Genomic DNA, 13,797 nt, shown 5'->3' with positions numbered 1-13,797 from the left:
GACAAACTATTCAACAACAGCAGCAAAAAGGAGCGTGGAGAATCTTAAACCATTCATCCTGACTCGCTCCTATTTTTATTCATAACGCAGTGCTTCGATCGGATTTAACTTAGAAGCCTTATTCGCTGGTAAAATTCCAAAGATGATGCCTACAAAAGCAGAGAAAATAATACTGCCGATAGCGACATTTAAGGAAATAATCGGTGGGCCTTCTAGGGAGGCTGCTGCGAGTGTAGTAATCAAGCTATTCACACCATAAGCAAGTCCAAGTCCAATCAGCCCACCAATGATGGTCAAGACCATCGACTCAATCAAAAATTGAACCAGAATCTTACCTCGAGTTGCTCCCAATGCTTTGCGAAGACCAATTTCTCTCGTCCGCTCTGTCACAGAAACCAACATGATATTCATGACTCCAATCCCGCCAACCAAAAGGGAAATCCCTGCAATGGCACCGATCACTGACGTCATAATTCCTACTACTTTTTTGGTTTCCTCTAGGATGCTATCCAAATTAAAGATTTGAAATTCTCCTTGGCGAACACCTGAAAGTTCTGTTAACTTTTGAGCAGCCTCAATCCCAACGGTTTTAATCTGCTTCACATCTGGCACATGGACGACAATATTTTGAATTTCATCCGTTCCGAATTCAGAGGCGAGTTGGGTATTGGCCATCAAGGCACTTCCACCTGAGGAAGCTCCGTAAAGAGCTTTTCCTGCATTTGGATCCTTGAAAATACCAACGACGCGATAATTGTTATCCCCAACAGAGACCACCTGATTCAGTGGATTCTCCGTTCCAAATAATTGTTGGGCCAATCCTTCATCAAGGAGCACCACCCGGGAGAAATTACTATAGTCTGAAGGGGTTAATTTTCGTCCAGATAAGAGCTCAACCTTTTTGACAGAAAAATAGGTTTCATTTACTCCTTGGATGTTTACCCCTTCTGCTTTTTTCTTTTGAAAAGCAATGGTTGCATTGGAGGTATTGCTAACATAGTAACCATCGATGCCTTGAATCTTGGTTAATTCCTTAACCCAAGATTCTTGCACAACTGGTGGTGCTTCTTGGACTTGACCATCAACATCTTCAGCGTTTTCCCCATCGATATCCGATGGAGCAGCCATCCCTCGGTCTTCAGCTGCAGGGCCACTTTCGCCTCCGCCTTCTCCTTCTCCAGTATCATCAGAAGGGCCAATATTGATCCCAGTCACATAGCCACTCTTGTTGGGAGAATAAGAGATTTGTACATACTCTTGGTCCTTGGTGAAGGTCTTGGTGACACCAGCTTTCATACCATCTCCCAGAGCCATGATGACAACCACAGAAGCGACCCCAATAATGATCCCCACCATGGTCAAGAAAGACCGTAATTTATGGCTCATAATTGAGCTGATCGCAAATTTCCAATTTTGCATTAGGTCCCCCTTTCCAGCTTGCTATCTGAGGAGATCACTCCATCACGAATGACGATGCGACGATGCGCAAAGGCTGCAATTTCTGGCTCGTGTGTAACCATGATAATGGTTTTTCCTTCTTGGTTTAGCTTGGTTAACAAGTCCATTATTTGCTCCCCTGTCTTGGTATCTAGGGCTCCAGTCGGCTCATCTGCTAAGACGATGGCTGGCTGATTGACGAGAGCTCGAGCTATCGCAACCCGCTGTTTTTGACCCCCTGAGAGCTCTGAAGGCAAATGGTGCATGCGAGAATGGAGCTCTACCTTTTCAAGGTACTGCTCAGCTAATTCCTTCCGTTTAGCAGGATGAACTCCTGCATAAATGAGAGGCAGTTCTACATTTTGAAAGGCATTGAGCTTGGAGAGAAGAAAGAATTGTTGAAAGACAAAACCGATCTGTTCATTTCGAACACGTGCTAATTTTTTCTCACTGAGATTTCCAACCTCCTGACCTTCTAGGAAATACTCTCCACTGGTCGGGCGGTCCAACAAGCCAATGACGTTCATCAAGGTCGATTTCCCTGAGCCAGATGGACCCATAATGGCCACAAATTCTCCCTCTTCGACTTCTAAATCGATGTCTTTTAAGACACGAAGTTCCTGATCCCCATTTTTATAGGTTTTATTGATTCCTTTTAGTTCAATCAATTTTGTCATATTTTCCGATCTCTTTTCCATCTTCCAGTTTCTCATTAGGATTCACAATAACTTGAGCATCTTTCTTCAAGCCTGACAAGATTTCCTGGTTTTCAGCATCGGCGTTACCAAGCGTTACTTTTACTTTCTTAGCCTTGCCATTTTCGACCGTCCATACATAACTCGTGTCCCCATCAGCCATGACACTTGTCACGGGAACAAGGGGATGTTGAGTAGAACTTTTGACTTCAATATTGACAGAAAAGCCTTGTTTGAGTTCTCCAATTTCACTGGTAATATCTACTGTGAATGGGTACTTGGCTCCTCCGCTTCCTTGTGTTCCACCTGCTGCATTGGCACCTGCTTGACCCGCGTCGGTCGGATAGTTGGCTACATAAGAAATCTTTCCTGTCCAGGTTTTATCCGGATATACCTTGGAAGTGAGGACCACTTCCTGACCTTCAGAGATATTGGCCAAATTGTATTCAGACAATTCCCCTTTGACTTGTAAATTTCCGTTGCTCACAATGTGAACCAAAGTTTGGTTGGTCCCTGTAGTCGATTTTGAAACATCTTTATTGACTTCGACCACGGTACCATCTGTATTACTCCTAACTGTTGTCGCATCCAGAAGAGCCTTAGCCTTGTTCATATTATCGACCGCATCCGACTTAGCATCTCGTAAATCGCTAGCTTGAGAATCGACTGTTCGCTGGGTCTGCGAAGCTGATTTGGCATCTGCTTCTTCATCGCCTGTCGTATCAATGGTCACACCATTTGTCAGTAAGTCATTTAACTGACGATCTGCCTTATTGACAGCACGAACGGCTGCATCATAAGCGGTTTGGGCCTCTGTACTACTATACTGAACAATTGGCTGACCGGCCGTCACTTGATCTCCTACATTGACCAAAATCGACTGCAAATCCCCTTTGGTTCCATCAAAATAGACATACTGTTCCTGGTTGGCAGTGACTTTCCCAGTTAACAAGACTGAAGAAGCGATCGATCCATCCTTGACCGTTTGCACCATTGGAGTTTCTTTCGTGATTGCTTGATCAGGAGTACTTGGGTGCGAAAACATCATCACACTTCCTGTTCCAATCACCACAATTGCTGCACCTGCAGCTGTAAATAGTTGCCATTTTTTCAATTTCTTCATCGTTTTTCTCCATCAAAGAAAGCGTTTTATTCTATACCATAGTATACCATATTTCCTTACTTTTCTATCTAAAATTGATACGGCAAAATGAAATTTAAATGCTTGGTAACATGCTAAACCCTTGACTTTTGTAACAGTTGATATTACAATCAAACTGAAATCCCATTTAGGAGGAAAACATGAAAGAATTTGATATTATTTCAATCGGTGGAGGTAGTGGAGGAATCGCTACGATGAACCGGGCTGGAGAGTACGGAGCGAGCGCTGCTGTCATTGAAGAAAAACAATTGGGTGGCACCTGTGTCAACAGAGGATGTGTGCCTAAAAAGATTATGTGGTATGGTGCGCAAATTGCAGAAGCTATTCGCGATTATGGACCAGACTATGGATTTACTTCTGAACAAACAAAATTTGATTTTGCAACCTTAAGAAAAAATCGCGAAGCCTATATTGACCGTTCCCGTAATTCCTATGATGGCAGTTTCAAACGCAATGGGGTTGAACGAATTGAAGGACGTGCTCGTTTTGTGGATGCTCATACGGTTGAGGTAAATGGAGAAACCATTAAGGCCAAGCATATCGTAATTGCGACCGGTGCCCATCCTTTTATTCCTTCTGTTCCTGGAGCTGAATTTGGCGAAACGTCTGATGATGTCTTTGCTTGGGAAGAACTTCCTACATCTGTTGCCATTATTGGAGCTGGCTACATTGCAGTGGAACTAGCCGGTGTGCTCCATGCCCTAGGTGTTCAGACCGATCTCTTCGTTCGCGGTGATCGTCCCTTAAGAAAGTTTGATTCCTACATTGTCGATGGCTTAATGGAAGAAATGGAAAAACAAAACCTTCCGCTTCACAAACATAAGGTTCCCATGAAGCTTGAAAAATTTGAAGACGGTCGTGTGAAGATTTATTTTGAGGATATGACCAGCCACGTGGCAGATCATGTTATCTGGGCAACAGGGCGAAAACCAAACGTCCAGGATCTCAATCTAGAAGCTGCAGGCGTCACCTTAAATGAAAAAGGATTCATTGCAGTGGATGAATACCAGAATACAGTTATTCCAGGAATCTATGCTCTTGGGGATGTTACAGGAGAAAAAGAATTAACTCCTGTCGCTATTAAAGCTGGACGCACTCTTTCTGAACGACTATTCAATGGAAAAGTCAATGCCAAAATGGATTATACAAACATCCCAACCGTTGTCTTTTCTCACCCTGCTATTGGAACCGTTGGCCTAACGGAGGAAGAAGCCCAGCAAACTTATGGAAAAGAGAATATCAAAGTCTATACTTCTCAATTTGCTTCCATGTACACTGCTGTTACCCAACACCGCCAGCAAGCAAAATTCAAACTCATCACTGCTGGTCCCGAAGAAAGGGTCGTTGGCCTTCATGGTCTTGGCTACGGAGTGGACGAAATGATCCAAGGATTTGCAGTTGCTATCAAGATGGGAGCGACAAAAGCCGATTTCGACGCAACCGTCGCCATTCACCCAACCGGATCCGAAGAATTTGTGACCATGAGATAAAAAATAAGAGAGTGGGACAGAAATCGGTGATTCGTTAGAATTCGATTTCGTCGTCCCACCTCCGCACAGTTGAGTAGGGCTGTAAAAGCTGATAAAATCAGCGTAGTAGAGCCCACTCAACCACTGCGTCTTGCTCGACAATCCAAAAACAATTGAGAGGCTAGGACTTTTGTCCCAGCCTCTTTTTCTTTGTTTATGGTAAGATGGCAATGGCACGGACAGGTGAACCAGTTGCCTTGTCCCAGTGAGGGAAAGCAATCGAAATCAAAGCACCTACAGCTGGAACTTGGTCCAATTGGTTCAAGACTTCAACTTGGTAGATATTTTGTTCCAAGAGGTAGTATTCATTGACCAAGCCATGCTCTGCTGCTGGAATACCTGCATCGGTATCGAAGGTTTCATGACCCACAGCCTTGACATGGCGTTCATGAATCAAGAATTCCAAGGCTTCACGGCTCCATCCTGGACTTTGTTGAACCCCATTTTCATCAAGATTGCGCATAGCATCTTGATCTGGCCAACGTTTTGACCAATCACTACGGAAGGCAACAAAAGCTCCTTCTGTAATTTGTCCATGCTCTGCCTCAAAGTCTAAGATATCTTGTTTGCTCAAGATAAAGTTTGGATTGGCTGCAACTTCTTTAGACTTGTCGATAACATAGAGTGGCAAGAGGAGATCTTTGAGGTCAATCTCATCCAACCAACGACCCCCTTCTACAAAGTGAATCGGCGCATCAATATGCGTTCCGTATTGACCAACCACTGTAAATTTTTGAACATGGAAACCATCTTTTAATGTGAAAAGATCTTCTTGCTGCAAGGCAGGAAGGGCTGGGAAGTGTGGACTTTCCGCATTGATTTGGTGGCTCAAGTCCACCCATTTTTTAGCTTGCAATTCTTTATAAATACTTAGTAAATCTGACATGTTTCTTCCTCCTTATTCGCCCCAAACTTCAGCGACAATTTCCTTAATCAAACCGATTTTTTTCCATTGGTCTTCTTCTGTCAAAATGTTTCCTTCTTCTGTCGAAGCAAAGCCACACTGAGTAGATAGGTATAGATTTTCCAACGGTACATACTGACTCGCTTCTTTAATACGAGCAATCACTTCGTACTTGTTCTCCAGTTGACCACTCTTAGATGTCAAGAGGCCTAATACCACTCCTTTTCCAGGGGTTACTTCCGCAAGTGGTTCAAAACCACCAGCCCGATCAGTATCAAACTCTAGGAAGTAAGCATTGACGGCTTCTTCTCCAAGGAGTTCTTTTGCAATCGGCGCATAGCCACCTGATGAAGCCCAAGTAGAATGGAAGTTCCCACGACAAACGTGCGTATTGACGGTCAAACCAGCTGGAACATTTTGGTAGACATCGTTGTTAAAGGTCAAGAAGAGATCAGCGAGTTCTCGGCGAACCTCATCTTTTGACTTGCTTTGAGCTGCTCCCCAAGCCGTCAAGAAATTATCATCTACCAAGACACCCCAAGTACAATCATCTACTTGAAGAGTTCGAAGACCTGCATCATACAAATCTTGAATCACTTGAAGATAGGCTTGCTTGATGTCTTCACGAACAGCCGCAAAATCAGGATAGATGGTATTCAATTGTTCTACATGTTCTGCATCACGGATCAATTCAAAATAGAATTGCGCAGGTGCTGGAATGGTATATTTAGCCTCTACACCATCTACATCTGCTACAAGATCCCGCAAGAACTTGTAATGCTCTACAAATGGATGATTGGCTCCTGTGATTTTTCCAACGACAAGCGCTGAATCCGCCTTGGTTGTTTCATCATGGAATTGATAGCCTTGAGCAGCTTGTACATGATCAATGCCACCAAAGCCCCAGAAGAAATCCAGATGCCAATAAGCTCGGCGGAATTCTCCATCTGTTACTGACTTCAGACCTGCAGCAATTTCTTTTTCAACGAGGTCACGAATCGCCTGATCTTCTACTTTTGTTAAGTCAGCCTGACTGATTTTTCCAGCTGCGAAATCTTCACGAGCTTGAACCAAAGCGGCTGGACGAAGAAATGAACCAACATGGTCTACACGATAAGGTGCATGTGTATGTGTCAATATGATTCCCTCTTTCCTATAAGTTTTACATTAATTCATCAATGCAACCATTATAGCAGTCTAAAACTTGATAAACAAGGGTTTAGGATAATCTAATATCTTTGACATCTATATAGCCTTAGACTATAACAAAAAGAAGCCCTTGAAGGACCTCTTTTTCTTAATTTTTAAATGCATCGAGCATGACTTGGAACTCTTCGTTCGTGAGTGTAATGCCTTTTCCCATCTTTGTATGGTCGGGACTCCAGGTCCGGATATCATACTTAGCAGGAGCACCATTAAAACTCACACGGTTCAATTCTTTGGTCCAACCCTTGTCATTTTCTGACAAGACCAGCAAATGTTCTTCGATTTGGAATGAAAATTCTGCCATTTCACGACTCCTTTCTTGCCTTCTCATCTCTAATATTCGTAAATCATTTACAAAATCGTTTAAATTATCTATAATATATTGTATCAAGTTATGGAGAATTTAGCTATGAAAAAATTTCTCGAGATCGTTAAAGACCGAGCAAATGAATTTTTCAATGGAAAAGTCAGTACCCCTGCCCCATTAGAAGATGAGAGAATTATTGACATCATTCAACAAGCATTGCGAAAAAAACAAGGGGTACATGTTATTTTTTCAAATAAGAGTTTTACAGGCGACATTGTCAAGTATGACCAAGAACGCCGACAACTGATCGTGAAAAATTTTAAAAAGAGTATGTCCACGATTATTCGGATTTCTGAGATCCAGAAAATCAGTTTGGTCCCCAATAATATTCGCATCGCTCAACAAAAAGGAGAGGTTTAACCCTCTCTTTTATATTGAAAACAAACGTCATTTTTGGCGTTTGTTTTTATTACTTTTAATCTCATTTCTAAATTTATTAGAGTATCAAAAAAATTCTATCAAATTTTAACTTTAACTTTTGAACCTAGTAAAAAGTTAAAGTTCCAGTACATACTACTAGTATTGACGTTGCCTTGATTAAAAAGGTCACCAAATCTTTCATAATTACATTATCTATTTAAAGAAAAATATTAGTAATAAATTATGTAAATTCAATCTAATCTCTAATCACCATAAGTATGCTCCCATTTTTTCATTTCTTCAACGATACTTCTTAGAGCAATACCTTTTTTTGTCATTTTATATTCAACCTGTGGAGGCGATGTCGGTAAAACTTTTCTTGATAAAATACCTTCTTGCTCAAAATCATGTAATCGTTGAGCTAATATTCTAGGATTAATACCTTCTACACTACGCAAAAGACTACTATAATGTATATTACCATCAATAATTTCAGATAAGATCTCAAGAGTAAATTTACCTTTTAGTAAATTCAAGACCCTTCTTGCTGGACAAATTGATTTTTTCAAAGATTGCTTCTTGCAAGTCTCCATTCATTTCCTCCTTTTTTGATAGTTACTATACTTTTTTTCCCTTCTTGTTTCAGAAATTATTACATGATAAGCTAATTATATCATTTGAAAGGGGAAATTACTATGGATATTACAACTAAGTTTGACCGTATCAAAGATATTCTCGGTTGCGCTGATGGAAGATACTTTGGCACTGGATATACTCAAGTAAAATATTTTCAGAAAGTTAAATATATTGCTTTTGATTGATAAATGAAAATTGGTTTGATGAAATAACGGAGGAAGCTTGATGAAAAAAACAAATACAAAAGCGCCAGCTTATCTACTTTTTATTCTTTCACTAGGATACATTATGGCGGTCCTAGATACAACCGGAGTGGTTCTTGCTGTTCCCCATATTGAAACAGCTATGAGCGTCTCATTAGAGCAATCCATTTGGATTATTAACGCCTATACACTAGCTTTAGGCTCTTTACTCCTACTTTCAGGAAATCTAACAACAAAATATGGTGCTAAACGAATTTTATTATTTGGAATGACAATTTTTACACTTGCCTCATTTGGGTGCTCTTTTTCACCAAATATTGAAACATTAATCATACTTAGATTCGTTCAAGGTTTCGGTGCTTCTTTGTTTATGCCTAGTTCATTAGCACTTTTATTCATTTCATACCCTGATTCTACTAAAAGAGCACGTATGTTAGGAATTTGGACAGCAATTATTTCTGTTGCAACCGGTACTGGTTCTTTTATTGGTGGACTAATTATTAACTACTTCGGATGGAGGGGTATTTTCTTAATCAATATTCCATTGGGAATTTTGACAGTAATTTCAATATTACTTCTTGTGAAAAACAATATTGCCAATCCAAAGACTAGAATTGACATTTTCAGTAATATATTTCTTGTTGCAACTATCGGAAGTCTAGTTATTTACCTTGTTGAAGGGAATCAATATGGCTATAGTAACCTAAATCTTTTATTGTTTCTTCTCCTGTTTATATTATTTACTGTTGGTTTAGTAGTCCACGATAAAAAAAGTAAAGCACCTATTGTTCCCCACCAACTATTAAAAAATGCTAAGTTTATTGTCTCTAATCTGTTAGGTTTAGTAGTTAACATTTCATTATATGGTATTGTTTTGGTGCTAGGACTTTATTTTCAAACTTATTTAAACCTCTCCTCAATGGTTTCTGGACTCCTCATTCTACCAGGAATGATTGTCTTAATTATTGGTAATTTATTTTACGCACGTGCTGTAAAACGATTTTCCGTGGGAAGCCTCGCTACTGTCTCAATTATTTTTGCCATTGTAGGAGCAGCAGGAATTTTTGGAATTGGAGTCCTTTTTCATGAAATTCAACTATACATCCTAATCCCTTTATTTTCTTTAATGAGCCTTGGTATCGGAGTGTTAACTCCAGCAACTACTACCATTCTTATGGAAGCTGCTGGTCAAGAATTATCTGGAATTGCTGGTGCAACTTTAAACGCTAACAAACAAATTGGTGGACTTTTTGGTACAACAATTATGGGGATTCTAACTACTAATTTATCCCATAATTGGAATATGGTTATCGTTGTCGCATTTTTGGTTAACGTGATAATGTATATTGCTACTTGGTTAATTGCTAGTCGTTACCTTTATGGAAAAGAATAAAACCAAACAGAATGCATTCAATTAAAAGTTGATTATACAGATTGAAGAAAAAGTCCATTTTGACAATTTTCTTCAATCTTTTTTCATAATTATATAAAGAAAAAACTCTAAAGGAGAAGTTTTTCTAGTCCTAATAGAGTTTTTCTATATTCTGAAGAGAGATTTAACCCTCTCTTTTTTTGTTATACTCGAACAGTTTTACTTGCCCCATCTTTTGAGTAGAGATTGATTAAACCTTCCTGGCAAGAACGAATCATATCTCCTGGCTTGACTTCTTGTGGAACGGTGATCGTAAGAAGTTCCATCGGATTTGGTGCGCGATCAATCTTCACTCCATCCTTATCATGCAAGTCTTGGATCTGGCATTCAAAATGACGGAAGCCTGGTCCGTAGAATTCCACTTGGTCGCCTTCATTGATGACATTCCGTTGGCGAATCGTCGCAGTCATGGTAGATGGATCAAAGTCCACCACTTCTCCTACAAATTTGTATTGCGGAATCTTACGACGTGCCCCAAACAATTGTTCATTTTCAGTCGGTGTTTGGTAGTAGAATCCAGTTGCTAATTCACGTTGAGCGACTTTCCACAATTCATTGATCAAATCATCCTTAATGGCATAAAAGGCTTCTGGACTTTCCATATAGGCATCACAAGCTGCCTTGTAACAGTTGGCAACTGTTGATACGTAATGGACAGATTTCATCCGACCTTCGATCTTCAAGCTATCAACCCCATTGTCAATCATGTCTGGAATATTTTCGATCATACACATGTCCACGGCTGACATAGAATATTCTTCTGGGACTTGTCCTTTGATACTCTTGCGTTCTTGGCCAAATGGCATATCATAGAGATCGTATTTCCAACGACAAGATTGAGAACAACCACCACGGTTGGCATCCCGGTCAGACATGTGGTTAGAAAGGGTACAACGTCCGGAATAAGAAATACACATGGCTCCATGAACGAAGGCTTCGATCTCAAGATCGGTACGCTTACGGATCTCTGCCAACTCTTCCATGGATACCTCACGGGCCAAGACGACACGGGTCAAGCCATATTCTTTCCAGAAATGGAAGGTCTCCACGTTGGTTGCAGAAGCTTGCGTAGACAAGTGAATATTGAGTCCAGGTGCATAAGTTGCACAGATTTCAATCAAGGCCGGGTCTGAGACGATCACGGCGTCAAGGCCCATATCTCGTAATTCACGGAACCATTCACCAGCCCCTTGTTCATTTCCCTCATGGGTCACCATGTTCGAAGCCACGTGTACATCTACGCCACGTGCATGCGCATATTCGATACCTTCACGAAGCTCATCCATGGTAAAGTTTCCAGCACGGCTACGCAAACCATAGGCTTGTCCACCGACGAACACTGCGTCTGCCCCATAATTAACGGCAACTTTTAATTTTTCTAATGTTCCAGCAGGTACCAAAACCTCTGGACGTTTTTTTGTATTTGTCATGTTTTCTCCAATTTACAAGATTGTCGATATGATGAATAGCCTCTTCGTTCCCTGAAAAAGGAAAACTCACAAATGAAGAAGCCCTAGTTTTTTTATTATTTTACACGATCTGGTTCATAATCATAGAAACCAGTATCCAAACCACGATTAGCTGGATGCAATTTGCGGATTTCTTCATCAAACAGATAGGCTTGATCCTGTGTAAATGTTCCTTTTTGAATCAAATCACGGGCCTTGACAAAGTACTCTGTAATCTTGACAAAGTTTTCACCCGGACAGTAGACACCATCGAGTTTCCAATGATCAAAGCCATGTTCTACCAACTCAGACAATTTGGTCATCATATTCAAGTCATTATTTGAGAAGATATGGGTTCCATGTTTGTCCTCGTAGACCGAATAATGAGAATTTGGATCTCCTGGTTCTGCTAGGAACAAATCACGCTCCTTGGTCACAGAGTCCTCTGTCTTGATGAAGTTGTAATAATTCTGAAGAAGAGGTCGTTTCGAATGGTGAATAATGCTAGCACCATAGACCAATACTTCTGCTGGAATCTGAAGATTCTCAGCCATTACGAATAATTCGGCAGATGGAATCTCACGAGCCAGAACAGCTTCAGAAGCTCCTGCTTGTTTTCCCCAGAAATTGATCTGGCGGCTAGAAGTGACCATGGTTGATGCATCGTAGATGGTTTTGAATGGATAGCCATCTCGTTTCAAGACATAAAAAACGCCCGCATCTCCGACAGTAATATAATCAGCCTGAATTTCCTTTAGAAAATCTAGGAAAGGCTTGATTGAATCCATCATCGATTGGTGCATGAGTGCATTTACAGCTACTGTCAATTCTTTGCCAGCAGCATGGACCAGTTGGGCAATTCGATTTATTTCGTCATAGCTTAAAGTTTGAGGCAATCGTAATCCGTAGTCTTTTTCACCGACATAGATTCGGTCAACCCCTGCATCAATCAGGGCTTGCGCTTGCTCAACACTCTCTGCTGTTGCTGTAATAATAATATTTTTCATAGAACCATTATAACAAAAATTCCGATATTCTAGAAAAATATATTCATTTTGTAAAATTTGTAACATTTTTGTAACATTTATATACCTGAATTCATGATAGAATAATAGAGTACTGTTAGGAGAGAGAAAATGCCCGTAAGAAATTTAAGACACCATGAAGAAGAATTCGATTATATCGAATTAACCAAACAAACCCAAGAAACCCCTATTCAGGACTATGCTCCTGAAGTTGAACCCGCACCTCAATTAAGTGAATTGCTATATTTTTTAAATATTGCTATTTTCTGTGTGTTGACGGTTGTATTTAGTTTTGTCTTTTTAGCAACGAAAATGAATACCTTCTTTGCGTTTGCTTTAGCGATTGGTTCTAGCTTTGCTAGTATTCAAGGGTTCCGAATTTACTACAATAAACGAAAAAAATAAAAATCAGGTTTTCCTGATTTCTTTTATTTACTCGAATTTTTTTAATTGGAATAACAGTTGGAAGATAAAACTTAACTGCCAATTGCCATCTTACCTTCCATAAAAAATGAGGCTCACTGAGCCTCATTTTTTTATGCTTCTTTTGTTTCTTCTTCAGCTACTTCTTCAGAATCTTTTTCATCCAACTCTAACACGATGTCTTCTGATTCTGTTTGTTTGCGAATGGATTGAACCAAGTCATTGCCACTTAGATTTTCTTTTTGAAGTTTATCCTTAAATGAGTGATAGACTTCTTGAGATTTTTCAACCACATCTTGCGTTTTTTCTTTGACAGATTCCAAAACAGTTCCTGTCGTAATTTCTCCAGATCCAACTTTTTCTTTGGTTTGTTGGATGACTTCTGCTGCTTGTTTTGAAACATCTTTAGCAGTTTGTTTAACTGATTCATGCACTTCTTGAGGATCTTCTTGATAGTCTTTTACAAAGCGCACAACTTTTTTAGTAAATTTCTTACCTTGCTCAGTTGACAAATAGTAGGCTGCTGAAGCACCTGAAATCACACCAATTAATAAACTAGATAAACGTCCCATCTTTTTCCTCAATTCTATTTAAATAATTTTGAAGCCATCTGAATCGCTTTTAATCCGATAGAGGCTTTTACAGTTTTCCCACCAGCTGATGCAGCTTTAACACTCAATTGACGCGCTTGGTCATTCAAATCTGAGACAGACTCTGAAAGATCTGCTACAGCTGTAAAGAGTGGGTCAATCGTTGCAACTTTTTGATTCAAATCATCTGTTAAAACATTGACTTTTGCCAATAGATCATTGGTCTGATGCAAGGTGACATTGACATCCGATGTTAAGACTTGGATGGTCTTTTGCGTCTCATCCACGACTTTTCCAATCTTTGAGAGGAAGAAAATCAGGTAAATGACTAACGCTACTAAAGCAAGGCCTAAGAGACCGTATGCAATTTCAATAAACAT

Annotated in this window: 16 protein-coding genes; 5 read left to right on the top strand and 11 right to left on the bottom strand. The window is 40.1% G+C overall.

The annotated features are described in order from the left end of the window. Nucleotides 1–75 precede the first annotated feature (75 nt). The 3 genes from AC6IZR_RS03745 to AC6IZR_RS03735 are packed head-to-tail and all read right to left on the bottom strand — an operon-like array spanning nucleotide 76 to nucleotide 3,255. Entirely contained in the window at nucleotides 76–1,419 is a 1,344-nt protein-coding gene (locus AC6IZR_RS03745) for an ABC transporter permease (RefSeq protein ID WP_497848808.1), read from the bottom strand. Continuing rightward, complete coding sequence (locus AC6IZR_RS03740) at nucleotides 1,419–2,114, bottom strand: ABC transporter ATP-binding protein (protein ID WP_003002759.1); 696 nt, start codon at nucleotides 2,112–2,114, stop codon at nucleotides 1,419–1,421. The genes AC6IZR_RS03745 and AC6IZR_RS03740 overlap by 1 nt, the downstream gene beginning before the upstream one ends. Continuing rightward, complete coding sequence (locus tag AC6IZR_RS03735; RefSeq protein ID WP_155198819.1) at nucleotides 2,098–3,255, bottom strand: efflux RND transporter periplasmic adaptor subunit; 1,158 nt, start codon at nucleotides 3,253–3,255, stop codon at nucleotides 2,098–2,100. The genes AC6IZR_RS03740 and AC6IZR_RS03735 overlap by 17 nt, the downstream gene beginning before the upstream one ends. A gap of 179 nt (nucleotides 3,256–3,434) precedes the next feature. Here AC6IZR_RS03735 and gorA point away from each other — a divergent pair, with 179 nt between their 5' ends. Then, on the top strand, nucleotides 3,435–4,784 hold the full coding sequence (gene gorA / locus AC6IZR_RS03730) for a glutathione-disulfide reductase (protein WP_155198818.1): 1,350 nt from the start codon (nucleotides 3,435–3,437) through the stop codon (nucleotides 4,782–4,784). Between the two features lie 193 nt (nucleotides 4,785–4,977). Here the strand turns inward: gorA and AC6IZR_RS03725 are convergent, their stop codons facing one another. The 3 genes from AC6IZR_RS03725 to AC6IZR_RS03715 all read right to left on the bottom strand — a co-directional run bounded on the left by AC6IZR_RS03725 (nucleotide 4,978) and on the right by AC6IZR_RS03715 (nucleotide 7,237). Further along, nucleotides 4,978–5,709 (bottom strand): cyclase family protein, encoded by a 732-nt coding sequence (locus AC6IZR_RS03725; RefSeq protein ID WP_371611022.1) that lies wholly within the window; start codon nucleotides 5,707–5,709, stop codon nucleotides 4,978–4,980. 12 nt (nucleotides 5,710–5,721) lie between these two features. Continuing rightward, nucleotides 5,722–6,864, bottom strand: a complete 1,143-nt coding sequence (locus AC6IZR_RS03720; protein WP_497848807.1) for a 5-methyltetrahydropteroyltriglutamate--homocysteine S-methyltransferase — start codon at nucleotides 6,862–6,864, stop codon at nucleotides 5,722–5,724. A 160-nt stretch (nucleotides 6,865–7,024) separates the two neighbouring features. Beyond that, complete coding sequence (locus AC6IZR_RS03715) at nucleotides 7,025–7,237, bottom strand: YdbC family protein (protein WP_003002541.1); 213 nt, start codon at nucleotides 7,235–7,237, stop codon at nucleotides 7,025–7,027. A 90-nt stretch (nucleotides 7,238–7,327) separates the two neighbouring features. On the opposite strand from AC6IZR_RS03715, the gene AC6IZR_RS03710 reads away from it, so the two are divergent. Continuing rightward, nucleotides 7,328–7,660 (top strand): hypothetical protein, encoded by a 333-nt coding sequence (locus AC6IZR_RS03710; protein WP_003008097.1) that lies wholly within the window; start codon nucleotides 7,328–7,330, stop codon nucleotides 7,658–7,660. Nucleotides 7,661–7,923: 263 nt separating this feature from the next. Here the strand turns inward: AC6IZR_RS03710 and AC6IZR_RS03705 are convergent, their stop codons facing one another. Next, nucleotides 7,924–8,253: a winged helix-turn-helix transcriptional regulator gene (locus tag AC6IZR_RS03705; protein WP_013903886.1), complete on the bottom strand. Its 330-nt coding sequence runs from the start codon at nucleotides 8,251–8,253 to the stop codon at nucleotides 7,924–7,926. Nucleotides 8,254–8,355: 102 nt separating this feature from the next. Between AC6IZR_RS03705 and AC6IZR_RS03700 the strand changes: the two genes are divergently transcribed. Next, complete coding sequence (locus AC6IZR_RS03700; protein ID WP_013903887.1) at nucleotides 8,356–8,481, top strand: 3-hydroxyacyl-ACP dehydratase; 126 nt, start codon at nucleotides 8,356–8,358, stop codon at nucleotides 8,479–8,481. A 40-nt stretch (nucleotides 8,482–8,521) separates the two neighbouring features. Then, a complete protein-coding gene (locus AC6IZR_RS03695; RefSeq protein WP_150906377.1) occupies nucleotides 8,522–9,892 on the top strand; it encodes an MFS transporter in 1,371 nt (456 codons plus the stop codon). Nucleotides 9,893–10,074: 182 nt separating this feature from the next. On the opposite strand, the gene AC6IZR_RS03690 is transcribed toward AC6IZR_RS03695, so the two are convergent. Beyond that, entirely contained in the window at nucleotides 10,075–11,361 is a 1,287-nt protein-coding gene (locus AC6IZR_RS03690) for a peptidase U32 family protein (protein WP_003002878.1), read from the bottom strand. 95 nt (nucleotides 11,362–11,456) lie between these two features. Next, a complete protein-coding gene (locus AC6IZR_RS03685) occupies nucleotides 11,457–12,386 on the bottom strand; it encodes a peptidase U32 family protein (protein WP_223325080.1) in 930 nt (309 codons plus the stop codon). A 129-nt stretch (nucleotides 12,387–12,515) separates the two neighbouring features. On the opposite strand from AC6IZR_RS03685, the gene AC6IZR_RS03680 reads away from it, so the two are divergent. Continuing rightward, nucleotides 12,516–12,809, top strand: coding sequence for a DUF3270 family protein (locus AC6IZR_RS03680; protein WP_223325082.1), 294 nt, complete (start codon nucleotides 12,516–12,518; stop codon nucleotides 12,807–12,809). A 131-nt stretch (nucleotides 12,810–12,940) separates the two neighbouring features. On the opposite strand, the gene AC6IZR_RS03675 is transcribed toward AC6IZR_RS03680, so the two are convergent. Next, nucleotides 12,941–13,399: a YtxH domain-containing protein gene (locus AC6IZR_RS03675; protein ID WP_497848806.1), complete on the bottom strand. Its 459-nt coding sequence runs from the start codon at nucleotides 13,397–13,399 to the stop codon at nucleotides 12,941–12,943. A 14-nt stretch (nucleotides 13,400–13,413) separates the two neighbouring features. After that, nucleotides 13,414–13,797: a DUF948 domain-containing protein gene (locus AC6IZR_RS03670; protein ID WP_315377450.1), complete on the bottom strand. Its 384-nt coding sequence runs from the start codon at nucleotides 13,795–13,797 to the stop codon at nucleotides 13,414–13,416.

The sequence above is a fragment of the Streptococcus mobilis genome, assembly GCF_059727625.1.
The sequence above is the reverse complement of the archived record's forward strand: the minus strand, read 5'-3'. Positions and strand labels throughout refer to the sequence as shown.